24 protein-coding genes are annotated in these 26,420 nt (G+C 60.3%); 10 read left to right on the top strand and 14 right to left on the bottom strand.

The genetic code is table 11. The annotated features are described in order from the left end of the window. Positions 1-42: 42 nt before the first annotated feature. From QD357_RS27855 to QD357_RS27845, 3 genes are all read right to left on the bottom strand, one after another. Positions 43-885: a carbohydrate ABC transporter permease gene (locus QD357_RS27855; RefSeq protein ID WP_183938959.1), complete on the bottom strand. Its 843-nt coding sequence runs from the start codon at positions 883-885 to the stop codon at positions 43-45. After that, the gene (locus QD357_RS27850) at positions 882-1,811 is read right to left on the bottom strand and encodes a carbohydrate ABC transporter permease (RefSeq protein WP_414125497.1); all 930 of its coding nucleotides are present in this window, start codon (positions 1,809-1,811) and stop codon (positions 882-884) included. The genes QD357_RS27855 and QD357_RS27850 overlap by 4 nt, the downstream gene beginning before the upstream one ends. Before the next feature lie 186 nt (positions 1,812-1,997). Continuing rightward, positions 1,998-3,296 (bottom strand): extracellular solute-binding protein, encoded by a 1,299-nt coding sequence (locus tag QD357_RS27845; protein ID WP_183938955.1) that lies wholly within the window; start codon positions 3,294-3,296, stop codon positions 1,998-2,000. A gap of 277 nt (positions 3,297-3,573) precedes the next feature. Here QD357_RS27845 and QD357_RS27840 point away from each other — a divergent pair, with 277 nt between their 5' ends. Then, positions 3,574-4,620 (top strand): Gfo/Idh/MocA family protein, encoded by a 1,047-nt coding sequence (locus tag QD357_RS27840; protein ID WP_183938953.1) that lies wholly within the window; start codon positions 3,574-3,576, stop codon positions 4,618-4,620. 38 nt (positions 4,621-4,658) lie between these two features. On the opposite strand, the gene QD357_RS27835 is transcribed toward QD357_RS27840, so the two are convergent. From QD357_RS27835 to QD357_RS27825, 3 genes are all read right to left on the bottom strand, one after another. Then, on the bottom strand, positions 4,659-5,801 hold the full coding sequence (locus QD357_RS27835) for a winged helix-turn-helix transcriptional regulator (protein ID WP_414125496.1): 1,143 nt from the start codon (positions 5,799-5,801) through the stop codon (positions 4,659-4,661). A gap of 245 nt (positions 5,802-6,046) precedes the next feature. Further along, entirely contained in the window at positions 6,047-6,922 is an 876-nt protein-coding gene (yghU, locus tag QD357_RS27830) for a glutathione-dependent disulfide-bond oxidoreductase (protein WP_183938949.1), read from the bottom strand. A 371-nt stretch (positions 6,923-7,293) separates the two neighbouring features. After that, complete coding sequence (locus QD357_RS27825; protein ID WP_183938947.1) at positions 7,294-8,355, bottom strand: porin; 1,062 nt, start codon at positions 8,353-8,355, stop codon at positions 7,294-7,296. 723 nt (positions 8,356-9,078) lie between these two features. On the opposite strand from QD357_RS27825, the gene QD357_RS27820 reads away from it, so the two are divergent. From QD357_RS27820 to QD357_RS27780, 9 genes are all read left to right on the top strand, one after another. After that, positions 9,079-9,906 (top strand): bifunctional allantoicase/(S)-ureidoglycine aminohydrolase, encoded by an 828-nt coding sequence (locus QD357_RS27820; RefSeq protein ID WP_107107550.1) that lies wholly within the window; start codon positions 9,079-9,081, stop codon positions 9,904-9,906. 92 nt (positions 9,907-9,998) lie between these two features. Then, positions 9,999-11,453 (top strand): NADP-dependent succinate-semialdehyde dehydrogenase, encoded by a 1,455-nt coding sequence (gabD, locus tag QD357_RS27815; protein WP_183938946.1) that lies wholly within the window; start codon positions 9,999-10,001, stop codon positions 11,451-11,453. 154 nt (positions 11,454-11,607) lie between these two features. Then, positions 11,608-13,014 carry a pyridoxal phosphate-dependent decarboxylase family protein gene (locus QD357_RS27810; protein WP_414125495.1) on the top strand — a complete coding sequence of 469 codons (1,407 nt, stop codon included), beginning with the start codon at positions 11,608-11,610 and terminating at the stop codon, positions 13,012-13,014. A gap of 54 nt (positions 13,015-13,068) precedes the next feature. After that, positions 13,069-13,899 carry a fumarylacetoacetate hydrolase family protein gene (locus tag QD357_RS27805; protein ID WP_414125515.1) on the top strand — a complete coding sequence of 277 codons (831 nt, stop codon included), beginning with the start codon at positions 13,069-13,071 and terminating at the stop codon, positions 13,897-13,899. Continuing rightward, positions 13,899-14,702: a 2-oxo-hept-4-ene-1,7-dioate hydratase gene (hpaH, locus tag QD357_RS27800; RefSeq protein ID WP_414125494.1), complete on the top strand. Its 804-nt coding sequence runs from the start codon at positions 13,899-13,901 to the stop codon at positions 14,700-14,702. The genes QD357_RS27805 and hpaH overlap by 1 nt, the downstream gene beginning before the upstream one ends. Positions 14,703-14,713: 11 nt before the next feature. Continuing rightward, positions 14,714-15,520 carry a 4-hydroxy-2-oxoheptanedioate aldolase gene (gene hpaI, locus QD357_RS27795; RefSeq protein WP_183940544.1) on the top strand — a complete coding sequence of 269 codons (807 nt, stop codon included), beginning with the start codon at positions 14,714-14,716 and terminating at the stop codon, positions 15,518-15,520. Positions 15,521-15,692: 172 nt separating this feature from the next. Beyond that, a complete protein-coding gene (locus tag QD357_RS27790; RefSeq protein WP_414125493.1) occupies positions 15,693-16,481 on the top strand; it encodes an SDR family NAD(P)-dependent oxidoreductase in 789 nt (262 codons plus the stop codon). 19 nt (positions 16,482-16,500) lie between these two features. Then, positions 16,501-17,280, top strand: a complete 780-nt coding sequence (locus QD357_RS27785) for a MoaF C-terminal domain-containing protein (RefSeq protein ID WP_183940540.1) — start codon at positions 16,501-16,503, stop codon at positions 17,278-17,280. 7 nt (positions 17,281-17,287) lie between these two features. Beyond that, the gene (locus QD357_RS27780; protein WP_183940538.1) at positions 17,288-17,677 is read left to right on the top strand and encodes a nuclear transport factor 2 family protein; all 390 of its coding nucleotides are present in this window, start codon (positions 17,288-17,290) and stop codon (positions 17,675-17,677) included. Between the two features lie 44 nt (positions 17,678-17,721). Here the strand turns inward: QD357_RS27780 and QD357_RS27775 are convergent, their stop codons facing one another. From QD357_RS27775 to QD357_RS27740, 8 genes are all read right to left on the bottom strand, one after another. Beyond that, entirely contained in the window at positions 17,722-18,666 is a 945-nt protein-coding gene (locus QD357_RS27775; RefSeq protein WP_414125492.1) for a helix-turn-helix domain-containing protein, read from the bottom strand. 33 nt (positions 18,667-18,699) lie between these two features. Beyond that, entirely contained in the window at positions 18,700-19,416 is a 717-nt protein-coding gene (locus tag QD357_RS27770) for an ABC transporter ATP-binding protein (protein ID WP_183940534.1), read from the bottom strand. Between the two features lies 1 nt (position 19,417). Beyond that, complete coding sequence (locus QD357_RS27765) at positions 19,418-20,122, bottom strand: ABC transporter ATP-binding protein (protein ID WP_183940532.1); 705 nt, start codon at positions 20,120-20,122, stop codon at positions 19,418-19,420. Further along, on the bottom strand, positions 20,119-21,156 hold the full coding sequence (locus QD357_RS27760; RefSeq protein ID WP_183940530.1) for a branched-chain amino acid ABC transporter permease: 1,038 nt from the start codon (positions 21,154-21,156) through the stop codon (positions 20,119-20,121). Before QD357_RS27760 ends, QD357_RS27765 begins: the two co-directional genes overlap by 4 nt. After that, complete coding sequence (locus QD357_RS27755) at positions 21,153-22,019, bottom strand: branched-chain amino acid ABC transporter permease (RefSeq protein ID WP_183940527.1); 867 nt, start codon at positions 22,017-22,019, stop codon at positions 21,153-21,155. The genes QD357_RS27760 and QD357_RS27755 overlap by 4 nt, the downstream gene beginning before the upstream one ends. Positions 22,020-22,088: 69 nt before the next feature. Beyond that, the gene (locus QD357_RS27750) at positions 22,089-23,342 is read right to left on the bottom strand and encodes an ABC transporter substrate-binding protein (protein ID WP_414125491.1); all 1,254 of its coding nucleotides are present in this window, start codon (positions 23,340-23,342) and stop codon (positions 22,089-22,091) included. A gap of 59 nt (positions 23,343-23,401) precedes the next feature. Next, a complete protein-coding gene (locus tag QD357_RS27745) occupies positions 23,402-24,997 on the bottom strand; it encodes a GMC family oxidoreductase (RefSeq protein ID WP_414125490.1) in 1,596 nt (531 codons plus the stop codon). A 3-nt stretch (positions 24,998-25,000) separates the two neighbouring features. Further along, positions 25,001-26,407 (bottom strand): aldehyde dehydrogenase family protein, encoded by a 1,407-nt coding sequence (locus QD357_RS27740; RefSeq protein WP_414125489.1) that lies wholly within the window; start codon positions 26,405-26,407, stop codon positions 25,001-25,003. Positions 26,408-26,420 lie beyond the last annotated feature (13 nt).

Below are 26,420 nucleotides of genomic sequence, written 5' to 3'. Positions count from 1 at the left end.
CTCTCGACCGCCTCGTACACGCAATTCTCGTTGTCCGTAACATCATCCTTTCACGGCTCCGCTGGTCATCGCGCCGAGGATCAGCCGCTGCAGGGAGAGGAAGGCGACGATGGCTGGAACCACCGAGATCAGGCAGGCGGCCGCCAGCAATTGCACGGATGAATCCGTCTGCATGCCTTTGAAATTGAAGATGCCAACGCCGATCGGCATCAGATTGTTCTGGGTCAACAGCAGGAACGGCACCAGGAACTGCGACCAGCCGGCAATCACCGTGATGATGAATACCGAAGCGATGCCGGGTCCGGAAAGCGGCAGGATAATGCGCCAGAACACAGAAAAGCGGTTGCAGCCGTCGATCATCGCGGCCTCGTCAAGGCTCCGCGGAATGCCGTCCACCGCGCTCTTCAGCAGCCATGTCGCCAGCGGCACGCCGAGGGCGATGTAGACCATGACCACGGCGAAATGGGTATCGAGCAGCCCGAGCCTGTTCATGTAGCGGTAGAGCGGCACCATGATCACCAGCGGCGAAATCATCTGGAACAGCAAAAGCCCCATCATCGACAGGCCCTTGCCGCGAAAATGAAAACGAGAAAAGGCGTAAGCCGCCGGGAGTGCGACGATCAGGACGCCGAGACCACTCAGCGACGCCAGCTTCAGGCCGTTCCAAAGATAGATCGGGAAGTAGCTGTTGGTCAGCACCGCGGTGAAATTGTCGATGGTCGGGTTCTTCGGGATATAGCGGGCAACGCCAAGATAGATCTCCCGCCGATCGCGCAGGGCAAGCGACAGCAGATAAGATAATGGCCCCGCGAAAAACACGAACATGATGAGCATGAAGATATAGCTGGCGACATCGCCCCAGCGGCTGCCTGTTCTCATACTCACGTTTCTTCCTCCTTCGGCAGGAACGAGGCGTAAACGAAGGCAAGCCCGAGGCTGATGAACAGCATCAGCACCGAGAGCACGCTGCCGCCCGAAAGGTCGTAATTGCGGAAGACGATGTTGAAGACGTAGAGCGATATGACCTCGGTCGCTCGGCCTGGCCCACCGCCGGTCAACGTGATGATCGCGTCGAAGGTATTAAGGGTCATGATGGTGATCAGGATCATGTTGACGAGGATTGCGGCCCGCAGTTGCGGCAGGGTTATGAATATCAGTTGCTGCGTCGAGGATGCGCCATCCACTTCCGCCGCTTCATAGAGCGACGGATCGACCGCCTTCAGCGCCGCGTACATCACGACCATCGAGAAGGCCGTGCCACGCCAGATATTGGAGAGCAGCGCCGACCAGGGCGCGATCGCCGGATCGGAGAGCCAGGCCACCGGCGGAATATGCATCATCCGCAGGATGCTGTTGAGGGCGCCGTAGGGCGCTTCGCTGAATAGCATCTGCCAGATGATACCGCCGGCAATGCCGGGCACGACCCAGGCGACGAGCGCTGTCGTGCGCAGGATGGTGGTGCCGAACAATCCGCGTTTTTCGCCACGAATGACGACGACCGCGACCGCCAGACCGAGGATCTGTTGGCCGACCACGCTGCCACCGACGAAGATCAGCGTTGCCCACAGAATATCGGGCAGTTGCGGCGAGTGGATCGCGTTCCTGATCGAATCCAGCGTGTAGATGGAATTGTCGCCGATCAGCGTCGCGTTGGTCAGCGACAGCCGGAAGACGTCGAGCACCGGGTAAAGGTAGAATACGCCGATGACCAGGATGACAGGCATGATCCATGGAAGCGGCGCGCCGGCAAAATCACGCGGAAAGAACCCGCGTCTTCGGCCCGTGGGGGCCTCCATTGCAATTGGGCTCATCTGCTCTCTCTGTCCGAATGTTTCAAATGGACGCTGGCGCCGCTGCCGATGTCGGTGCGCCGCCCTCGATCATCTTTCGGCAGGAACATCCGGCTTTGTGGTGGTTTCACCTGCAAGCTGGCGGGATGCCCTGGATCAAAAGAGTAGGACAACCGTGGCGCGTTCCAGCGAACGCGGCGCGGCGCTCTAAAGGCGCTTATAGGCCTCCATCGTCGCATTGAACGCCGCGTTCAAAGCCTCCTCCGGCGATTTGGTGCCGGAAAGAACGTCGCCCATCATGATCTGAATCTGGTTGGAGATTTCAGGATAAATCGGCGCGCCGGGACGGGCCTGGCCATTGGCGAGGGCGGCTGCGAACGTCTTGTTCGCATCGGTTGCAAAAACCGGATATTTGTCGAACAGCGATTTGCGCGTCGGCAATTGCTGTTGCAGGGCGTTGGCCGGCCCCATATAGACCTCGCGGGCGAGATCGGCGCACATCTCGACCTTTTCCTTGTCCTTGCTGAAGGAGGCGATCGTCCAGCCGCCGGTGCCGGTCGAGCGCTTGTCCGCAGTCGGACCCGGGATCGGCGAGAAGGTCCATTTGTTGAACTCGTCTTCGTCGAGCGTCGCCTTCAACTGGGCATATTGCCAGTTGCCGCCAATGAACAGGGCGGTCGTACCGGCGGCAGCAGCAGCGTTCAGATCGTCATAATTGCCGATCGTCGTGACGCGCTTCGGCGCGGCGCCGGTATCGACGAGGTCCTTGTAATAGGTCAGCGCTTTTAAGAATTTTTCCTTGTTGTCGCCTTCGCCGAAGACCGGCTTGCCGCTGTCGTCCACCAGCTTGCCGCCAAGTGCCCAGTAATTCGCCAGCCAATCAAAGGTGGAGCCCTCATAGCGGCCGGCGTTGAAAATGACGCCCTCCATGCCCTGGTCTTTGGAGGCAAGAGCCGCCTTTTTCAGGTCGTCCCAGGTCTGTGGCGCGTCAGGAACAACCGTTTTGTTACGATAGAGGACGCGCAGGTCGGTATCCCACCACCAGGCGCGGACGGTTCCGTCCTTGTCGGTGATGCCATTGCGGATGAAGGGGAAGAGATCGGCAACTTCGTCCTTGCTGAAATAGGGGGAGAAGTCGGCCAGCACATGATTGATCATGAATTGCGAGAGCACGAAGGAGTCGACCGCGGCGCAATCCGGCGCATTGCCGGCCTTTGCCTGTTCGAGCATTTTCGCCTGTTCAGTGCCGATGTCGGCGGACATGAACTGCATCTGCAGCTTCCAGTCCGGATGTTTCTTGATGAAGTCTACGAACAGTCGCTTGTAGCCATCGGCAATGTTGGGATCGGCATTGTTCGGACTGTCATTCGTCAGGCGGACAACCAAAGATTTCGGAGCACTCTCCAACCCTATTCTGTCTTTTGCCGCCAACTCCTGAGCATAGCCTGACTGCACTGCAAATAGCATCGTGCTCAGCGCCAAGGCGCTGACAATGGACTTCATCATGATGGGTCTCCTCCCCCATTTTGGCGAATACAGCAGGTTTGATCAGTTGACCTATCCTCATTTCCGTGCTGCATTGATTAGATTAAGTTACTTTGTTTTGATGTCAAGCCGGAACTGGGAGGCGCGGAAAATGGCGATCATTGCGAAGACATAGCGCCCGGGGGGATAGTTCAAGCATCACGTCAATCAACTTCTGAACGGCGAAGTAGAAATTGTTTTGCCGCAATCATCCGTGGTCCGACTTGGCCGCGGAGCGACGATCCTATGGGAGGATATCATGCGCTTACTTATTCTCGGCACCGGCGGAATGGCCGATAAACATGCGTCGAGCTTCAAGGCGATCGAGGGCGTGAGCGTTGTCGGCGGCGTCGACATCGTGCCGGAGCGGCTGGCGGCCTTCTGCAGCCTGCATGGCATACCCAACCATTTCGGCTCTCTCGAAGAAGCACTTGCCTGGGGCGAGTTCGACGCGGTCGCCAATGTGACGCCGGACCGCGTCCATCACCCTACCACCCTGCAGGCGATTGCCGCCGGCAAGCATGTCTTCTGCGAAAAGCCGCTCGCGACCGATGCCGTCAAGGCGATGGAAATGACGGAAGCAATGGAGAAATCCGGCAAGGTCGGCATGGTGAATTTCACCTATCGCAACTCCCCTGCCCTGCAGAAGGGCCGGCAAATGGTGCTCGCCGGCGAGATCGGCGCCGTGCGCCATGTCGAGGCATCGCATCTACAGAGCTGGCTGGTCGGCAAGGCCTGGGGCGACTGGAAGACGGAAAGCAAGTGGCTGTGGCGCCTCAGCAAGAAGCACGGCTCCAACGGCGCACTCGGCGACATCGGCATCCACATCGTCGACTTCACTTCCTATGGCTCGGGGCTCGACGTCGCACATGTCTTTGGCCGGCTGAAAACCTTCACCAAGGCGCCGGGCGATAAGATCGACGAATACGATCTCGATGCCAATGACAGCTTCACCATGAATGTCGATTTCACCTCGGGCGCGATCGGGACGATTCAGGCAACCCGCACGGCGGCGGGCCAGCTCGATCAGTTGCGCTTGCGCGTCTATGGTGAGACGGGCTCGATCGAAATGATCTACGACACGGGCAAGTCGACCCTGCGCGCCTGCCTCGGCGACGATGTCCATACCGCCACATGGCGCGATATCCCGTTCGACCCGGTCGAAACCAACTATCAGCGCTTCGTGCAGGCTGTCAGGGCCGGCAAGACGCAGGAGCCGTCCTTCCGCCGCGCCGCCAATATCCAGAAGGTGCTCGACAAGGCGCTCGCCTCCGATCTCAGCCACAGGGACGAACAGGTGGCATAGCCACAGCGTGCCCGGTCGAAATCGGCCGGGCATATTTTTTATCCCGCCGATGGCGACGGCAGCAGGGCATCGAAGAATGGCAGCAGGGCTGCCCCGAGGGCAATGCCGCCGCCGTCGAAGCTCGCCGGCCTCATGGGCGATATCCATGGCGTGATGAACGGACGAATGGTCGTATTGCGGCGCTCGATCGACATTTGGTGGATCAGCGCCTCGATGATGCCGCGCGGCAGATCACCGCCGATAAGAATTGCCCCTGGAGCAAGGAACCCTGCCGTGGCGACGATAGCGTCGAGCAGATGACCGGCGGCATTTTTCACCCAGTCCGAAATCGCCGCCGACATCGGCAGCTCCTCTCCGGCCAGAAGCGCCGCAAACTCCTCCGGCGAGAGGCAGGCCTCCAGTGCGTGCAAGCCGACGATACTGTCGAGCCGCACATGATCCGGACCCGTCCGCATCGCGCCGATGCTGCCCGCCCTGCCATGCACTCCGGCAAAGGGCACTCCGCGCACGAGAAGCGCTGCCTCCACCGCGTCATCGATGATGATCATCACGAGGCCACCCTCAGGCATTGGCGCGCCAATGGTGCGCTCGGCAAGCACCGCCGCCACGCACTCGCGCTCGACCAAGACGCGGAGCGGCCGTGAATCAAACTCTATCTGCCCAATGCTGATGTCATCCGCCGAGCGAGCGGCGATGCCTATGCCAAGCAGGCGATGCGCCGCGGTATTGCCCGCCAGAAGATCACGGGCCGCCTTTTCAAGGCTGACCGGCAGCTCGACAGTCAGGTCGAGCTGTGTCCGCTCTCGAATCTGGCCGCTGAGATCGACCAACACGGCTTCCGGTCGAGCACCGCCCAATCGAACGCCGATGGAGCAGGCGCCATCCGGATTGAGCGCAAACTCCGTGGACGAAGCCCCCTTGGCCGCATCCCTGCGCCGCCTCGACGTCACGAGCCCATCTTCGCTCAGCCGCCGCAATATGTTGGTGATGCCCGGTCCGCTGAGTCCCGTCCGCTGCCCCAACTCGAGCCGCGTCAACGGGCCGTAGCGGCGAATGGCCTCGAGGATGACGCGGAAGTTCCGGTCGGCGATCTCAGTCGATCGAAGGCCGACCTTCTTTGACGCCACCACGCCAGGGCCGACGCGCGTGCGCCCTTGCACATCTGACCGGGAATGCCGCATGAACCCTCTTCGTTGTCCCACTTCCACATATGATATCACCGATGCCTTTTATCATCGGAACATCTCTTGTCGAGGCGGCGCCAAACGGCTCACCAATGGCGGATAGTCTTGGCGGCCGCCTTCATGTGCAGTGGATGTCGGGCTCGACGGTTCTCATAGGACTGATTCGGTTGAAAATCGCCGAGTTCTCCCGACACGTCGCTGGGCACTGCAACGCCCAGCTTTGGCTCCAGCGAAAGGATCGCTCAGCTCGCGACAGCGAGCTTGTCCTGCGTCCTGGTTTCGAAATCGCTGGCGTCATGGCGCTCATGCAATTGGCTTGAGGGCTCACCGGATACACGGTTGACCATCCGTCCGCGTTGCACGGCCGGCCGTTCGAAGATTGCGTCTGCCCAACGCTGGACGTTTTTGTAATCCTCCACCTGAAGGAACTCCGCCGCACCATATTGCCAGCCCTTGACCAGGCCGCCATACCAGGGCCAAACGGCGATGTCGGCGATCGTATAGTCCTTGCCGCCGAGATATTCGCTTTCGGCAAGCCGGCGATCGAGCACGTCGAGCTGGCGCTTCACCTCCATGGCAAAGCGGTCGATCGCATATTCGATCTTCGTCGGCGCGTAAGCGTAGAAATGGCCGAAGCCGCCGCCGAGATATGGTGCGCTTCCCATCTGCCAGAACAGCCACGACAGGCACTCGGCGCGCGCGGCGGCGTCTGTCGGCAGGAAAGCACCGAACTTTTCGGCGAGATAAACCAGGATCGAACCGGACTCGAAAACCCGAATCGGCTTGGGGCCACTGCGGTCCATCAACGCCGGTATTTTGGAGTTGGGATTGACCTCCACGAAGCCGCTGCCGAACTGCTCTCCCTCGCCGATCTTGATCAGCCAGGCGTCATATTCCGCGCCGCTATGGCCAAGAGCCAGCAGCTCTTCGAGCATGATCGTGACTTTCACGCCATTCGGCGTTGCGAGCGAGTAAAGCTGGAGAGGATGGCGGCCGACCGGCAGATCCTTGTCGTGTGTCGGTCCCGCGATCGGACGGTTGATACTCGCGAACTGGCCTCCATTCGCCTTGTTCCAGGTCCAGATTTTCGGCGGCGTGTAGTCGGAAGAACCGGTCATGCTCAAACTCCTGATATTTGACAGGGACGTACAATCGACATCGCTTCGATGATCGCTATGCACCTAGCAAAGGTAGCGATGTTTTGTCAGGGGCAAGGGCACCACTTCACGCAACAGTGAGACAATTATCTAACTGAGCGCGGAAACCATTCAAAACGCGAGCCGACAAGGCGCCTCACAGGCGGCCTGGGCAAGCGGGTAGGATTATCAAAGATTAGAATGGCCTGCTTGGGTCGCTTGGGACGGCAAAAGGCACGAAAAACGCATTATTTACCGCACATTTGCGGGCTGCGTGCGATAGGCAAGAAAAAAGGCCCGGAGGGAAACCGGGCCTTTTCCCTTTTCTGATCGGAGGTCAAATTCAGATCAGATTAGAAGCTGCGCTCGAAGCGGAGGATACCAGCCCACTGATCTTCGTTGATCGAATCCCAGTTGGTGTAGGTGATTTCCGGCTCGACGAGCAGGTCCTTAACCGGCTTCCACTTGAGGTTCGTCGTAGCAGAGAAGATCTTCGAGTCGGTATAAGCGACCTGGAAGTTCCACTTCAGCTTTTCGTTGATCGGAACGCTTGCACCGCCCCAAACTGCCCAGTCGCCCCAGCCGATACCGGAAGCGTCGCCGCCACCGTTCGCGCCAGCGTACTTGTTCAGCTTGTCGCCGTCCGTGTTCCAGCCGCCCATCAAGAAGGCAGAGAAGACGCCGAAGTCAGCATCGACGCGAGCCTTGATGGCGCCTTCTTCGACGATGGAGTCATAACCACCGACGACCTTGAAGGACCATGCACCAGCCTTGTAGCCAGCACCGGCAACGACGTCCGGAGCGTAGTGATCCGAGCTGTCTTCGCCGTTAGAGCCGGTTGCGCCAACGCCAGAATTGGTGTCTTCGACCGAGATCACAGCCGTGAAGCCGTTGCCGGCATCGTAGTTGTAGGTGATCTGGTTGAGTTCATACGGGCCGTCATAGACCACGTCGTCGTTGATGACGTCGCCAGCGTAGCCGGTGAATACGTTGAACTGCGAATCTTCCTTACCGACGGTGAAACCACCGAGGCTGATGCTGCCATGGAGGAAGTTCGTGCTCGTGGAGCCGCCTTCCTGCCAATCCCAACGCAGTTCCGTGTTGGTCTTCAGCGGACCGTATTCGGTGTCGGTAGCCGTCTGAAGCTGCAGTTCAGCGCGGGTGTGCCAGAGCGTGCCGCGAACGTCGTTCGGGTTGTAGGCGTTGTACCATTCACCTTCCGTACGAACCTTACCGCCGATCTTGAGGCAGGTTTCGGTGCCCGGAATGAAGAAGTAGCCTGCACCGTATGCGTCGCAGATACGGACGTATTCGAGCGGCTCCGGTTCAGCAGCAACAACAGCGTCAGCCGCGTGTGCACCGGAAACTACTGCGAGAGCAGCAGCGGAGCCGAGAAGAAGGCTCTTGATGTTCATTTTTTCTCCAATCTATGTGCCTGATCGGAACGACCCGGAGCCTGTCCGTTACGTTCATTCATCCGGCTGTTCCCTATAATCGAAAGTTTGTGAACTTCCGGCCGCAAGATAGCCAGAGAAGCACCGGAGCCAATATAGTATTTGGGCAAATACAAGAAAATTGCCGACATAAATCCGTCATAGATGCAGAAATACATCAGTAAATTAAGAATAATCGAATATATAAGTCCTAATTTGGCGTCAGAAATATTCATAAACATACAGGCTGTACGTATAACTATACATATTCCAGTTACAATACTTATCAGTAGGGTTCATATGGTAAGGTACTATTATCATTTTGAGTCGAGTTATTGTGGGAATTAATCCTCTTACGGCTGTGAATTCATTGCTTCCACTGCCTCCACGGGTTGTCCAAGGTGGGTGCTGCGATAAGATTTTCCCACCAAGAATGCAGATCTGTTGCTACGAATAGCTGGCGACAGGTTCGGGCCGCCGTCAGTCCCAGCTTACAGATGCCTTGCCCATGGGATGGCAAAAGGTATTCGTAAAGGCGGTTACGAGAGAAGGAGGGCTGCAGTCGCAGTCCGGTCGAAAGCTTGTTGCAAGACCGTCAAAGGCTGGACAAACCCGTTTGATATGGGCAAACCGATACCATGTTCGCCCTACCCTGATGCCATCGATCAGGCAGGATCATGAGCGCCATATTTCGCGGAGGCCAAAGTGACAAAACCAACCTATTTCGCGCCGGCGGGCGGCGCTCCGAAGCAGACGGAACTCCTAACCGGCCGCGCGGTCTTTACCGAAGCCTATGCCGTGATCCCCAAAGGCGTGATGATGGACATCGTCACAAGCTATCTGCCCTTCTGGGACGGAACACGCCTTTGGGTGCTCTCGCGCCCGCTTTCCGGCTTTGCGGAAACCTTCTCGCAATACATCATGGAGGTCGCCCCAGGGGGCGGCAGCGATCAGCCGGAATTGGACCCGCACGCCGAAGGCGCGCTCTTCATTGTAGAAGGAGAGGTGACGGTCGAACTGGGGGGAGACGTTCATGTGCTCCATCCCGGCGGCTTCGCCTTCTTGCCGCCTTCGTCCGGTTGGCGGCTTCGCAATCGCGGATCTGTCACCGCGCGGTTCCACTGGGTCCGCAAGGCCTATGAGGCCGTCCCGGGCTTGGATGCGCCAGAACCGATTTTCACCAATGAACAGGAAATCGCACCCACACCGATGCCTGGAACGGAGGGGAAATGGGCAACGACCCGATTCGTCGATCCGTTGGACCTGCGCCACGACATGCATGTCACGATCGTCACCTTTGAACCAGGTGCCGTCATCCCCTTTGCAGAAACCCATGTGATGGAGCACGGTCTCTACGTACTCGAGGGCAAAGCCGTCTACCGGCTGAATCAAGATTGGGTGGAAGTCGAGGCTGGCGACTTTATGTGGCTGCGCGCCTTCTGCCCTCAGGCCTGCTACGCAGGCGGGCCAGGGAAGTTCCGCTATCTCCTTTATAAGGATGTCAATCGCCATATGAAGTTGTCGCGGTATTAAAGACTGCATGTGACATCCGATTATCGCGCCTTAAGCGTTACCCTTGAGAGCGGGCGAAAACGCCCGCTTTCTACCGTCGGCAGGAGACAGTCATGGATTTGAAAGACGCAACATTATTCCGGCAGGCCGCATTGGTCGGCGGCGACTGGATCGAAGCCGATCCCTCCAATGCGATCAAGGTCGACAATCCGGCGACGGGCGAGATCATCGGCCTTGTTCCCAATCTGGGTGCTGCCGAGACCAAGACGGCGATTGCCGCAGCCGAGATCGCACAAAAGCAATGGGCCGCCCGCACCGCCAAGGAACGTTCCGGTATCCTGCGGCGCTGGTTCGAGCTGATGATGGAAAACCAGGATGATCTCGGACGCATCCTGACGGCCGAACAGGGCAAGCCGCTTGCCGAGGCCAAGGGCGAAATCGCCTATGGCGCCAGCTTTGTCGAATGGTTCGCCGAAGAAGCCCGCCGCGTCTACGGCGACATCATCCCCGGCCACCAGAAGGACAAGCGCATTCTGGTGATGAAACAGCCGATCGGCGTGGTCGCGGCGATCACCCCTTGGAACTTTCCAAATGCGATGATCACCCGCAAGGCCGGTCCCGCCTTTGCCGCCGGCTGCGCCATGGTGCTGAAGCCGGCCTCGCAGACGCCGTTTTCGGCGATTGCGATCGCAGTGCTGGCGGAGCGTGCCGGCCTGCCGAAGGGCCTCTTCAGCGTGCTGACCGGCTCGGCCCGCGCCATCGGCGGCGAGATGACCGCAAGCCCGGTTGTGCGCAAGCTCACCTTCACCGGCTCGACCGAAGTCGGCGCCGAACTCTATAAACAGAGCGCACCGACCATCAAGAAACTTGGGCTGGAGCTCGGCGGCAATGCGCCCTTCATCGTGTTTGACGATGCCGATCTCGATGCCGCCGTCGAAGGCGCGCTGATCGCCAAGTTCCGCAACAACGGCCAGACCTGCGTCTGCGCCAACCGTCTTTATGTGCAGGACGGTGCCTATGATGCCTTTGCCGAAAAGCTTGCCAAGGCCGTCGGCGCACTGAAGACCGGCAACGGTTTCGACCAGGGCATCAATCTCGGCCCGCTGATCGACGAGGCGGCCCTTGCCAAGGTCGAGGAGCATGTTGCCGATGCGCTCTCCAAAGGCGGCCGTGTCGTTGCCGGTGGCCATCGCCATCCGCTCGGCGGCCGCTTTTATGAGGCGACGGTGCTTGCCGATGTCACGCCGGCGATGGCTGTCGCGAAGGAAGAGACCTTCGGGCCGGTCGCTCCCCTCTTCCGCTTCAAGGACGAGGCCGATGTCATCGCCCAGGCCAACGACACCGAATTCGGTCTTGCCTCTTATTTCTATGCCAAGGATCTTGCTCGCGTCTTCCGGGTCGCCGAGGCCCTCGAATACGGCATGGTCGGGGTTAATACCGGCCTGATCTCGACGGCCGAAGCCCCCTTCGGCGGCGTCAAGCTCTCCGGCCTTGGCCGCGAGGGATCGCGCTACGGCATCGAGGAGTTCACCGAAATCAAATATGTCTGCCTCGGCGGTGTCGTCTGAGGTCAAGGAAGGCCCTAGATAAAGCATAACCCATCCTGGATTCAGTCTCATGTCGAGGCAGCGGCATTGAAATGCTCAGCCGGCTGTTCGCCTCGAAAACATTGCGCAAGGGATGGCCCGGCGCCGAGATAACGCAGTACCAAGGGAATGATATATGGACAGCGAAGAATTCCGTCATTGGTCCCGAAAAGTCGCCGACTGGGGCACCGATTATCGCGCGGGCCTGCGCGAGCGGCCGGTGCGGGCGCAAACGAAGCCCGGCGACATCGCCCGACAAATCGCTGGTGCGGCACCGGAAGCGGGCGAGGCCATGGAGGCGATCTTCGCCGATTTCGAGCGCATCATCCCGGACGGTCTGACGCACTGGCAGCACCCTCGCTTCTTCGCCTATTTCCCGGCGAATGCCGCGCCAGTCTCAGTAATAGCGGACTACCTTGTCACCTCCATCGCCGCGCAGTGCATGCTGTGGCAGACCTCGCCGGCGGCGACGGAGCTTGAAACTCGCGTGGTCGATTGGCTGCGGCAAGCTATGGGACTTCCGGACGGTTTTGCCGGTGTCATCCAGGATTCCGCCTCAACTGCAACGCTCGCAGCCGTGCTGGTGATGCGCGAAAAAGCTCTCGGCTGGAAAGGCAACAGCGAGGGGCTTTCAGCGCACAAGGCCGTACGCGTCTATGCCTCAAAACAGGTGCACACTTCCATTGACCGAGCGATCTGGATAGCGGGCATCGGCGAGGCGAATCTCGTGCGCATTCCCACCAAGGGCCCGCTCAATGGCATGGACCCCGAAGCGCTGGATGCCGCGATCAAGGCCGACCTTGCCGCCGGCCATATTCCGGCCGGCGTCATAGCCTGCACGGGCGGCACCTCGATCGGTGCCTGCGACCCGATCCGCGCGGTTGCGGAAGTCGTGAAGGCGCACGGGCTCTACCTGCATGTCGACGCCGCCTGGGCCGGCTCCGCGATGATCTGCCCGGAGTTCCGCAGGCTTCGGGATGGTGTCGAGGCCGCGGACTCCATCGTCTTCAATCCTCACAAATGGCTCGGCGCCAATTTCGACTGCTCGGTACAGTTCATCCGCAGTCCGGAAGACCAGGTACGCACGCTCGCCATTCAGCCGGAATATCTGAAGACGCATGGCCATGACGGCATCATCGACTACTCCGAATGGTCCGTGCCGCTCGGCCGTCGTTTTCGCGCGCTGAAACTCTGGTTCCTCTTGCGCTATCACGGGCTTGAAGGGCTGCGCACCATGATCCGCAACCATGTAGCCTGGTCGGAAGAGCTGGCTAAACGGCTTGCCGCCGAACCGGATTTCGAACTCGTCAGCGAGCCGGTGCTGTCGCTCTTCTCGTTCCGTCATAAAGGCGGTGAGGACGCCGACCGGCACAACATTGCGCTGATCAACGCCATCAACGACGATGGCCGCATCTATCTCACGCAAACCCGCGTCGACGGGCGTATCGCTATCCGCTTCCAGGCAGGCCAGTTCGAGATGACACGCGATGACGCCGACACGGCCTTCACGGTGATCACCGAGATTGCCCGCAGTTTGACATAGGAGACCATTTTGACCGAACGGCCCCGCCTCGCCAGCTTTTCCCATCACGGCACCCTGAAATATGGTCTCGTCAAGACCGATGGCGTCGTCGACCTCTCCGCGCGCCATGGCGCGACATGGCCGACGCTCCGCGAAGTGATCGAGGCCGGTCGCCTCGTTCAACTCGCCGAGGAGGCCAACGCGCTAAAGCCGGATTTCGCACTCGACGACATCCGCTTCGAGATTCCTATTCCCTCACCGGAAAAGATCATTTGCGTCGGCGTCAACTTTCCCGACCGCAACGAGGAATACAAGGATGGGCAGGCGGCACCTTCCAATCCTTCGCTCTTCATCCGCTTTCCGCGTTCCTTTACCGGACACGACCAGCCGCTGATCCGCCCGCCGGAAAGCGCGCAGCTCGATTATGAGGGCGAGATCGTCATCGTTATCGGCAAGGGTGGCCGCCGGGTTGCCGAAGCCGATGCCTTCTCCCATATCGCGGCCCTGTCGCTCTGCAATGAGGGTACGATCCGCGATTGGGTGCGCCATGCAAAGTTCAACGTCACACAGGGGAAAAACTTCGATCGCACCGGCGCGATCGGCCCCTGGCTGATCCCCTTCACCGATGCCGCGCAGCTCGAGGACATCGAGGTTAAGACCCGCGTGAATGGCCAAGTGCGCCAAAGCGACCGCACCAGCCGGATGATCTTCTCCTTCCGCAAGATCATCAACTACATCTCCACTTTCACCACCCTTGTTCCTGGCGACGTCATCGTCACGGGTACGCCGACGGGGGCCGGTGCCCGCTTCGATCCGCCGATCTGGCTGAAGCCCGGCGATATCGTCGAAGTCGAAGCCGATGGCCTCGGCACCCTGAAAAACACCATCGCCGACGAGGTGCTCTGATGCTGTCTCATGACGAAATCCAAGCCGCCGCCGAAAACCTCGACCAAGCCGAGCGGACGCGCGTCCAGACCGGGCTGCTGTCGCTCAAGCACCCAGAGATGACCATGGACGATTCCTATGCCATCCAAAACGCCTGGGTGCAGAAGAAGATCGCACGCGGACGCAAGCCGATCGGCTGGAAGATCGGGCTGACGTCGAAGGCGATGCAATATGCCCTCAATATCAACATCCCCGATTCCGGCGTGCTCTTCGACGACATGGTGTTCGAGGACGGCGCGACCGTGCCGGCCGACCGCTTCATCCAGCCACGCATCGAGGCCGAGATCGCCTTCGTGATGAAGGCGCCGCTCAAGGGACCGAATGTCTCGATCTTCGACGTGCTGAACGCCACCGATTTTATCACCCCTGCCCTCGAGATCCTCGATACCCGCATCCTCAGAGTCGATCCGGAGACGAAGAAGGCGCGCACCATCGTCGACACCATCTCCGACAACGCCGCCAACGCCGGCATCGTCACCGGCGGCCGCGCCGTGCGGCCCGACCAGATCGACATGCGCTGGATGGGCGCGATCGTCAGCCGCAATGCCGAGGTCGAAGAAACCGGCCTTGGCGCCGGTGTGCTCAACCAGCCTGCACGCGGCATCGCCTGGCTTGCCAATCGACTGTCGCAATATGGCGACGGTATCGAAGCCGGCCAGATCGTGCTTGCCGGTTCGTTCATCCGCCCGATCGAGGCACGGCACGGCGATACGATCAATGCCGATTTCGGCTCATACGGATCGGTCAGCCTGTTCTTTGCATGAAGGAGTGAGACATGCCTGCGCCTAGGAATCTTTTCAAACAGGCCCTGAAGGGAGGGCGGGCGCAGATCGGCCTCTGGCAGGCGCTCGCCAATGCCTACACAATCGAAATCTGCGCCGGCGCCGGTTACGACTGGCTGCTGCTCGATGCCGAGCATGCCCCGAACGACATACCGCTTCTCGTCTCGCAATTACAGGCGATGAAGGGCACGGCCAGCCATGCGGTGATCCGTCCGCCGATTGGCGAGACCTGGATCATCAAGCAGATGCTCGATATCGGCGTGCAGACCCTACTCATTCCGATGGTCGATAGCAAGGAGATGGCCGAAACCATGGTCAGGGCGGTGCGGTATCCGCCGCATGGCGTGCGCGGCGTTGGTGCGGCCCTTGCCCGCGCTTCCGCCTTCAATCGCATTCCCGATTATCTGCAGACGGCCAATGACGAAATCTGCCTGCTTCTGCAGGTGGAAAGCCGCGCGGGGCTTGCCGCAATCGATGAAATCGCTTCGACCGAAGGCGTCGACGGCGTCTTCATCGGACCCGCCGATCTCGCTGCCGACATGGGCTATCTCGGCAAGCCAGGCGCACCGGAGGTTCAGGCAGAGGTCGAAAAGGCGCTTGCCAGGATCCAGTCGCATGGCAAGGCCGCCGGCATCCTGATCGGCGACCTCTCGCTTGCGAAACGCTATCTCGAGCTTGGCGCGACCTTCGTCGCAATCGGCAACGACGTCACGCTGCTTGCCAATGCGACGACCAAGCTCCTCGACGATTTCAAGAAGGCGGACGCCGCCAAGCCGCCCGCAGACGCAAAAGTCTACTGATTTCCCGAAGCTAATCTCCTTGGGCGCCTCGCGATCGGCGGCAGTCGATCGTGCGGTTTTCCGCGTCCGGCAGCCTGCGTTGTGCACGCTCAGTCAAAACGGAGTGCAGAGCTGGACGCGACGCGTCTGCACGCATCCGCCATGATGATCCGCAAAGCCGAGAGGAGGAAACATGCGTTTCAAGAACAAGACTGCCTTGATCACCGGTGGTGGCACGGGCATTGGCGCGGCGGTCGCTCGCCGCATCCGGCAGGAGGGTGGCAATGTCGCGCTTGTAGGGCGTCGGCCCGAACCGCTTCGCGGCGTTGCGGAGGAAATCGGTGCCGCTGTCGTTGCAGCCGATGCGGCCGACAGCGCGGCCATGAGAGCCGCCGTCGAGAAAGTCGTCGAGACCTTTGGCGGCCTTGACATCCTGATCGCCAATGCCGGCGGTCACGGTGTCGGACCAACGGTCAGCATGTCGGATGAAACATGGGATCTCGCCGTCCGGCTCAATCTCAACACCGCTTTCGTCAGTGCGCGCGAATCCCTGCCCCATCTCATCAAGAGCAAGGGCAATATCGTCGTTCTGGCCTCGATCGCAGGCCTCTTTGCCGGGCCGGATGCGGCGGGTTACGTCACCATGAAACACGGCTGCATCGGCCTCGCGAAATCGCTGGCGCGCGACTATGGCCGCAAGGGCGTACGCACCAATTCCGTTTGCCCCGGCTGGGTTTCGACGGCGATGGCCGACGAGCAGATGGAAGTCATCGTCGAGAAGTTCAAGCTGAAGAATATCGAGGAAGCCTATGCGCTCGTCACCAAGGACGTGCCGCTCGGCCGCCCGGCAACTGCCGAGGATGTCGCCAACGCCGTCTGCTTCCTGGCTTCGGCAGAGGCATCGATGATCAACGGCGCAGTCCTGACCGTCGATGGCGGCGCCGGCACTGTCGACCTGCCGACCCTCGCCTTTGCGGATTGATCAAGAGGAGGAGACACCGATGAACCAAAATCCAAAGGATTGGAAAACCTACGACGAATTCGCCTACGGCATCGACACGAACCGCTTGCCCGCAACCGAGGCCCTCGCCGGCCCATCTTACAAAATCAGCTTCGACGACGGCCGCACGTTTGAGCTGGCCTTTGCTAACGGCGAAATCAAATGGTCTGAGGGCAAGGATGGCGGCACCGACAAGGCGGAAGTGATCGAAGTCGCGCCGAAGACCTATTTCGTGGAGATCGTCTTTGCCGGTCGTCCCAAGGAAGCCGAAACGCTGATCCTCAATATCGAAACGCGACGCGTGCTTTCCATCTATTCCCTCGTTCGCGATGCCAAGGATGCTGTCGGCGAGCCGCAGGTCGCCCAGATCTTCCGGCCTGGTGTCATCGAGGGCGGTGCAGTGAGCGGGCCGGTGCCGCACGAAAGCCGCGACCTGATTGGGCTCAGGGCACATTTCACCTACAGCCCCAATCACGTCTACGAGCACACTTATCTGTCGTCGCAGCGCTACGCCTGGCAATGCCTGGTCGGCGTTCAGCGCGGCCATGGCGACGTCGATCTCGCCACCACTTACAAGTTCGACGACAACCTGTACATCTTCACCTTCCGCGAATTCAAGATCCCGGTCGCATCAACATTCTTTTATAATTTCAACGACATGCGGTCGACAGGCAAGTTTCTCGGCATCACCGGAGATGGCCGCATCCAGAACAGCCCGGCCGGCGCCTTCATCCGCAAGGCATCAATGACCTATTACCTGCCCGGCCAGGAACCAGTGTGAGGACGCAATGCGCAGAGCTTTCGATATCGTAAAGGCACATTACGACGCCAACGACCGCCGCGACATGGACGGCATGCTTGCCGACATCGCTCCGGACTGCCGCTGGACGGAGATGGACGGTTTCCCCTGTGCGGGCACCTATGTCGGTCCGCAGGAAGTCTTCGAGAACGTCTTTCAGGCGCTCGGCCAGGCCTTCGACGGATACACCTTCAAGCTGGAACGTCTTCTCGACGCCGGCGACGAGGTGATCGGCGTCGGAGATTATAGCGGCACGCATAAGCGCACGGGCAAGGCCTTCAAAGCCCGCGTCGTGCACGTTTGGGACGTGGCGGGCGACAAGATCCGCCGTTTTGAGCAGTTCACGGATACGTTGAGGGTCGCCGAATCCATGCGATGAAAAATCGAGGTGGCCCAGCGTTCTGTCGGGCCACCACCCTCAGTCTATGAAATCCGGGCCTTGCGCCATTGCGACGGCGAAACGCCATAACGATGGCGGAAGGCTCGCGAAAAATGCGCGCTGGAGGAAAAGCCGAGCGCGAAAGCGATCCCGGATATTTCCCCCGCATAGCCTCCGGCATCTCGCAATTGCTCCGCCGCTCTCTGCAGACGCAGATCCCAGATGTAGTCCGAAGGCGTCAGGCACTCGACTTCGAATGCGCGATAGACATAGCGCACCGAGCAGCCCATATGGCGCGCGATCATGGTAACGCTGAGGTCCGGTCGCGCGAGGTGGATGTCGATGAAATCCTTGATCCGCTGCAGCAGCAGGTCCAACGGATTGACGACCGGCCTTGCCGGCTGAAGGTCTGCAGCCATCATGGTACGGACAAGATCGACCATGGTCTGGCCGACGCTGGAGCGCCGTGCTTCGTCGAGATGGTCGATTTCATGCATGGTCGAATCCATCAGCGACAGCAAAATCCGGCACATGCCGTCTCGCTCGGCATGCGCGGTAAAGGGCCTCGTCAGGCGTTCGACCGCTGCGTGGGGCAATGCGTGACGCGGCAATTGCAGCAGCAATTGGCGAACCGGCGTGTTGTTTGTCAGCATGTAGGGACGGCGCGGATCGTAGATCACCAGTGCATTCTGCGAAACCGGCGCATGCAGCCCGCTTTGGGCAAGCAAGGCGCTGCCTTCCGTCTGCAGGAGCAGCTTGATCGCGTCCGGATCATCCGGCCCAGCCATAACTCGTTCCCCAAAGACGACATGCCGATCCGCCTCCAGCCGCGTCAGCCGGCAAGCGCCCAGCATGGCCGATGTCATCCGGCTTTTTTCCTCATCGGCGGTGCTGAAGTCGATCCGAACATTTCCGAACAGGTTGCGAGCCAGTCCCGCAAACGCTCGCCCATTGGCGCTCTCGACATACCGTTGAAGTGCTGCAGCCATGCTAGGTGTCCTCCAGAGGTGAAACCCTCCGCTTCAGCTCGCCAGGTAGGCGCCGTGGAGAATATCCGGCTGCGCTTTGAGGGTTGCAGCGGCACCGGTAAAAGCAAGATATCCGCGCTCCAGGACAAGGGCCTGATCGGCGAGATCCAGTGCGAGGTTGGCGAACTGCTCGATCAGCAGGACGCCGATGCCACTGGCGGCCGCGATCTTCAGCGCCTCCGCCAAGCGCTTGACGACGGCCGGCGAAAGACCGAGCGACAGTTCGTCGACGATCATGAAACGGGGCTTGGCGACAAAGGCCTGCGCCATCGCCACCATTTGCTTCTGGCCGCCGGAAAGATCCGATGCCGATTGACGGCGCCGCTCGGCAAGCTCGGGAAAGATTTCATAGGCATGTTCCAGCCCCCGCCGGCGCGCTAGCGCCGAACCCGCGAGCGCCGCCACAAGAATATTGTCTTCCACGGAAAGCTGCCCAAGCACGCGATGTCCTTCGGGGACGAGCGCAAGACCGGCCCGGCGAATGCGGTCAGGCGAAAACCCTTCAAGCGCCACATCGCCCAGACGTACGGAGCCGCCGCGCGGCAAAACGCCCGCCATGGCCATCACCGTGCTCGACTTCCCGGCTCCGTTGGCACCAAGCAATGTCGTGATCTTGCCGGCCGCGACCGAAAAGGAAACACCATGAATGACGCGCTTGCCGCCGCGCTCGACAACGAGGTTCTCGACGCTCACTTCCGATGTGACGTTCATGTCAGAACTCCCCCAGATAGGCACGCCGCACATTGGGATCGGCCAGCACCGTATGTGTTGCCCCGAGCGCCAGAAGCTTGCCGTAGTCGAGCACCATGGTTTCGCTGCAGATGGAACGGATGAGATCGACATCATGGTCGATAATCAGGACCTGTGCCCGGAACTCCGAGGGGATGCGCAGCACCAGTTCACGAAAGGCTTTGCCTTCCTCTTCGGTTAGGCCTGCGGCCGGTTCGTCGAGGAGGATGAGCTTCGGTTCACCGGTAACGCATTTTGCCAGTTCGACGAGGCGGCGCTGGAAGAGATTGAGGGATTGGCCGAGCCGGTCGGCAATCGACATCAGGCCTACAAAGGCCAGAGCCTGGTCGACAGCGCGGGAACAATGTCCGGTGCCGACGACATGATCTGCGATTGCGGCAATGTTGCCGGCGACCGTCAGATCCTCCACGACCTGCTCGGTCTGGAACGAACGGCGCAATCCGGCCCGCACACGCTGTAGCGGCGTCATCGGCAGCAAAGCCCGCTCGTCGAGCAAGACCGAGCCCTGGATGGGTTTCACGAAACCGGAAAGCACGTTGAGCAATGTGGTCTTGCCCGCTCCGTTCGGGCCGATGAGACCGGCCACCGGCGCCGTGAGCACGGCACTGAGTTCATTGATCGGCCGGACACCGCCAAATTGAACGATGAGATTATCGATCTTGATCATCGTGTCCTCCGCCGGGAAACACCAGCATTCAGCCGGGCAATCAGCGCCGAGATCTGGCCGGCGATGCCGGTCGGCGCCGTCGCCAAAGCATGAAACAGGGCGACACCGAAAATCCCGATCGTAGCGTAGCCGTCGATACCGAGGTCAGTCAGAAGCGCCGGCACAGCGCGCAACAGCAGCCCCGCGATGACAGCGCCGTACCAGTTGAAGACCCCGCCGACGATCGCAAGCGCGAAGAGATTGAGGCTTTCAAAGGCACCGAAGGCGCGCCCGTCGAGCTGACCGACGTTGCCTGCAAGCAGTCCACCTGCAAGACCTGCGAGAAAGCCGCTCAATGCGAATGCCCAGGCCTTGTAGATCAGCACGTTGACGCCGCTCGCCACCGCGACCGTCTCGCCCTTACGGATCAGCGCCCATGCCCGGCCGGGACGGGCAAGTTTATGCCACTGCGCAATCAGCAGGCCGATTCCAGCAACCGCACAGACATAGAGGAAATAGGAGACTTCTCCGTCGGCCATTGCCGGCCTTGCCAACATCGCGCGGCCGGAGCCGTCAGCCCTTCCCAGGAAGCCGGGACCACCATCGGGAAAGCCCCAGGCGCTGATGACGATCTGAAAGGCACCGGCAAGCATGAGCGTCACGAGCGCGAGATAGAGACCGCGCAAACGCAATGCGGGCACGCCGAATGCCAGTCCCACCACCGAAGCCACGATGGCGCCCGCAAGCAGGCTTGCCTCGAAGGGCGGGTGGAAGGCATGGCCGACGCGAAGTGTCACCCAGCCGCCGACCCCGACAAGGGCAAACTGGCAAAGAGAGACGAGACCAAGCTGACCATAAAGGATGGCAAGACCGGCAACCGATAGCGACAGTGCGATCGCAGAGGTGGCCGCGGACAGCCAGAAGGAATTGGCAAGGCTGGCGACGACGACCGAAAAGGCCAGCATCGTCACCGGCACATGAAGAAGTTGCCTGGGCAGACGCACCATCGATATGCCTTCGGCGTTTGGGGCGATTGTTTGCTCCTGAATGGTCATCGGTCCTTCAACGCGACTTTCGCGGTGCCTCCCAGAATTGTGACCGCGATCAGCGCGATGATGAAGGGTGCCGCCGCGCGATAGGGCGATATCCAGGCAATCGGCGTCAGCACCGCCTCGGCAATGCCGATCAGAAGGCCAGCCACGGCCGTTTGCCACAGCGACTGCAATTGACCGAGGATCGCAGCGGCGATAGCAGGTATGACCAGCAAGGTCAGAAAGGTTCCCTGCAGCCGCACGAGGTCGGCAAGCAACAGGCCGGCAAAGCCAGAGAAAATACCGGTGATGATCCAGGCGGCAGTTTCCGTATAGAGGATACGCACGCCGAGGACGGCGCTGAGATCACGATCGTTGGCAAGAGCGCGCATATCAAGGCCAAGACGCGTACGGTTCAGCAGCATCGTTATGGCTACGACCATCACGATGGCGAGGATAATGGCGATGACACGCGTGAAGGTCAGACGAACGGCGAAAAGAGAAATGAACATCTGATCGGTCGGGAACTGCAGACGACGTGGCAGTTCGCCCCAAGTGACGCCCATGATCGCGATCAGGATAAGTGCGGGCGCCAAGGTTCCGACGGCCCGCACGACAATATCGCGATGCGCCAGCATAGGTGCGAATATCCGTCCATAGAGAAAGCTGATCGTCGTCGAGACGGCAACGGCAGCAAGAATGGCCGCGGCGAGCGGCATCTTCCACTCAAGCAACTGCCAGGCACAATGCGCACCGATCGCGCCGAAGGCGCCGAATGCAAAGTTGAGAACGCCAGTCGCTCGAAACAAGACGACGAGCCCGACGCCGGACAGCGCATAGATTGCACCGATCCCCAGCCCGGAAATGACAAAGGGTAGAAGGTTCATGGATCGATCCCCTCGGGTCGCTCGGCTCCGCGGCTTTTGCGCCGCGGAACCGAGGGCAAACGTCAGCGCTCAGTTGATGCCGGCGGACTTTTCAAAAGCGCGGATATCCTTCAACTCCGGATCCGGCGATGGTGCGCAATCGGAAACGACCTTCCACTTCCCGCCTTCGCTGACAGCCATGCGAGTCGTCGAATTGGCGTTGTGGCGCGCCTGACCCTCACCGAAGTACCAGGGAGCACAGAAGATATCGCTCTTGAAATCCTTGATCTGGCGCACGGCGGCAGAAGCCGTTTCGCGATTGATATTGGACGGATCGAGCGTCATTAGCGCCTTCTCGGCGATGCGGGCAGCCAAATAGCCTGCCTGGGCGAAGGTGTCGCGCGGGTCAGACTTCTGACCATATTGGTCCATGACGGCCAGCCAGTTCTGATTGTCCGGGGTCTCGGCGTTCAGATCGTTGAATTCCATGTTGACATAGAACTTGCCATCCCAGCCCGAGCCGATGGTGGCGGGAACGGAGAGATCATAGGCTGAGGCGGCGCTCAGGAAGGTGATCGACTGGTTAAGGCCCTGCTCTTCGGCTGCCGTCAGCAGCGGCACGGTAACACCTTTCGGCAGACCGAGAACAATGACGTCAGGTTTGCTTGACGCCGCCTGAAGAATAATCGACGTGGCATCCGCTGAGCCCGGATCCATCAGGATCGTCTGAGCAGCAAACCCCTTTTCCTTGGCAAGCAGCATCACGCCATCGCAGGACCAGGTGCCGACATTCGGAATATTCGGGCCGATGCAGACGACGGATTTGGCGTTGAGTTTATCCAGCGCATAACCCATGGCGCCCAGCATGGAAACACGGGGGCCGGCGTTGGCCGGCGCGTAATTTTCTGCAAAGTAGCATTCTCGCGGCACGCCGACGCCGGCGAGCACCAGAATGCCAGCCTTCTTGTAAAAATCAGCATTGGCACCGCATTCAACAAAGCTCGAATTGCCGACCATCAGCACAGCCTTCTGGTCGTTGACGAGTTTTGCAGCGAGCTGCGCGGCGATTTCCGGATTCCACTGGTCGTCCTCGACCAGATATTTGACCGGCCGGCCCTTGATGCCGCCATTGGCGTTCAGGCAATCGAAATAGGCCTTCGCCGCCTTGGTGGAATTGGAAAAGTCATCCGGTCCGGTCTTGCCGGTGATGGCGCCAATCACAATCGGCTCGCCCGTTGCCGGCTTGCCGCCATTGTCGCCGCAGGATGCGGCCGCATGCGCGCTGAACGCCGAAACGAGCGTCAGAAAAAGGCCGATTGCCAGCCCTCTCAGTTTGATAGGCATAGTCTCCTCCAGTTTGTTGTCCCGCTCCCCACGGGCTCTTTACTTCCCCGATTTACGGCTCAGCCGGAAATCGACTTTCCTGTCATGAAGGCGGCAGCCTTTGCCGCAATCATCATCGTCGGGGCGTTGGTGTTGCCCGACACCAAGGTCGGCATCACCGAGGCGTCGCAGACGCGCAGCCCCTCGACCCCTCGCACCTTCAGGTCCGGCCCGACCACTGCCATGCGATCGTCGGCCCGGCCCATGCGGGCCGTTCCCGCCGGGTGGAACACGGTCTTGCAAGACTGGCGAATGTAGTCGCGCAGGGCCTCCGGGTCCTTCTCAACGCCGGGCTTCGGCAGCACGCGGCGCTTGACCAGCTTGGCAAGGGCCGGCGCGTCGAGAATGCGGATCGCCGTTTCGACGCCGCGCACCAAAGTCTCGATATCGCCCGGATCGGAAAGCAGATTGGCGTTGAAGTCCGTCTGCTCCTTGGGATCTGCGCTCTTCAGCCGGACCCAGCCGCGCGAGCGCGGTCGCAGATAGCACGGACCGATGCTGAGGCCGTGACCGGGCTCGGGGTCTCGGTCGACAAAGCCGATCAGGACCGGCAGGACATGGAACTGGACGTCCGGCTGTCCTACCCCGGCCGTGTCGACGAAGCCGCCGCACTCGACGACGTTGGAAGACAAGAGCCCACGATGCGAGGTCAGATAGCGCAGCAGGTGACCAGCAGCGCGAAGACCCTTGTCGTGGCCCTTGATCGAGATCGGCTCGCGCGTCTCGCCCTGCACCGGCACTTCCAGATGGTCCTGATAGTTGTCACCTACTCCCGGCAGGTCGGCGACGACCTTGATGCCCAAAGAGGCGAGATGCTCGCCATCGCCAACGCCAGACAGCTGCAGGATCTTCGGCGTTGCGATGGCACCGGCGGCAAGTGCGATCTCACGAGATGCCTTAAATACCGTTCCGTCGAGCAACTCGACGCCGACCGCCTTCTGCCCCTCAAACAGGATACGGGCGACCTTGCGCTCCGTCAGCACGGTCAAGTTCGGCCGCTTCTCCGCCTCGCGCAGGAAGGCCTGGGCCGAACTCCAGCGACGGCCGCCATAGGTCGTGCTTTGGTAGAAGCCGACGCCAGCCTGATCCGCGCCGTTGAAATCATCATTATGAGGAATGCCAATTTCGGTTGCGGCCTTGATGAAGGCTTCACTCAACGGATGGCGATGGCGCGGATCGGAGACGCGCAGCGACCCCCTCCTCCCATGGAATTGGCCGTTCAACCGCTCGTTGTTTTCCAGCGAGCGGAAAACTGGAAGCACATCCTCGTAGGACCAGCCCTGGCAGCCCATTTGCGACCAGGTGTCGTAATCGTTGCGATGACCGCGAATATAGATCATCGCATTCACGGAACTGCCGCCGCCCAGCACATTGCCCTGCGGCACGATGCTCGGCCGGCCATTCAAGCCCTTGTCGGGGTTCGATGCATAGGGATGAATATCGATGCCCTTGCCCAACACCTTGAAGAAGGTTGCGGGAATGTGGATCCAGGGGTCCGAATCCCGCCGGCCAGATTCGATCAGCAGCACCTTATGCGCCGGATTTTCCGAAAGCCTGTTTGCCAGCACGCAGCCCGAGGAGCCGCCACCGACGATGATGTAGTCATAAGTCGCCATGGCTCAGCTCAATACCGTCTGGATTGTGGTGAATTCCTTCAGCCCTTCGATGCCGAACTCGACACCGATTCCGGACTGTTTCACGCCGCCGAAGGGCGCATTGGGCTGGATCGTGCCATGCTTGTTGATCCAGACCGAACCGCATTCGAGCTGCATCGCATAGCGCTTCGCCTTCTCCGCGTCGGAGGACCAGACGGAACCGCCAAGGCCGGCGGGATTCTGATTGGCACGGGCCACCACCTCGTCGATGTCGCTGTAACGGATGATCGGCAGGGCTGGACCGAACTGTTCTTCATCGACCAACCGGACGCCATGGTCGACATCGGCGACGAGCGTGATCGGATAAAAATAACCGGGGCGATCCATCGGTGCCCCGCCGGTCAGGATGCGGCCACCACGGGCACGCGCATCGTCGACAAGCTCGCGCACTTTGTTGTACTGCATCTCGTTCTGTACCGGCCCTAGGATACTGGACTCGTCCAAGCCATCGCCAACGATGATCCTGGAAGCGTAATCGGCAAGGCCGCGGCAGACATCTTCATAGATGCTGTCGTGAACATAAAGACGTTTCAGCGCCGCGCATGTCTGGCCGTTATTGATGAAGGCGCCCCAGAAGAGACCTTCGATGATGGCTTTCGGATCGGCATCGGGCAGCACGATGCCAGCATCGTTGCCGCCAAGTTCCAGTGTCAGGCGTTTCAGGGTCGCGACCGCGGAGGCCATGACCTTCTTGCCGGTTTCCGTCGAGCCGGTGAAGGTCATCTTGGCAATGCCGGGATGTGCGGAGAGGGCCGCACCAATGCTGTTTTCGCCGGTGATGACATTGACGACGCCCGGCGGCAGAACCTCGTTCATGATCTCGACGAGGCGGATGGTCGAAAGTGGCGTCAGAGGCGACGGCTTGATAACGACGGTGTTGCCGGCCCGCACAGCCGGAACGATATGCCAGCAGGCAATCATCACTGGCCAGTTCCAGGGCGTGATCGAACCGACGACGCCGACCGGCTTACGATGTAGCTCTACGCGCCCCTCACTATCATCCTGCAGGATCTCGACGGGCAGTTCGAGCTCGGCGGTATGGCGTGTCCAAGCAATTGCCGCGCCGATCTCGAAGCGCGAACCGAGACCGTTGAGCGGCTTACCCTGCTCTCGGGTGAGGATCTGGGCGAGCTCCTCGGCATGCTCGTTGATCTTCTCCGCGACGTCGCGGCAGGCCTTTGCGCGCTCTTCGTTCGAGGTCTGCGACCAACTCTTGAAGGCCTTCGCGGCTGCAGCGACTGCCTGGTCGAGGTCGATTTCGCTGGCAAGCGGCATATAGCCGACAACGCTGCTATCAGACGGATTTGCGACCGGTGCATGATGGGATGTGGCGACAGGTTCGCCGCCGATAAGCAGGGTATACTGCTTCACGTTATTCTCCTCC

Origin of the sequence: Rhizobium sp. BR 317 (assembly GCF_047445835.1) — a bacterium.
Lineage (GTDB): Bacteria > Pseudomonadota > Alphaproteobacteria > Rhizobiales > Rhizobiaceae > Rhizobium > Rhizobium paranaense.
Note: the sequence above shows the minus strand (reverse complement) of the source record. Positions and strands in the feature narration are given on the sequence as shown.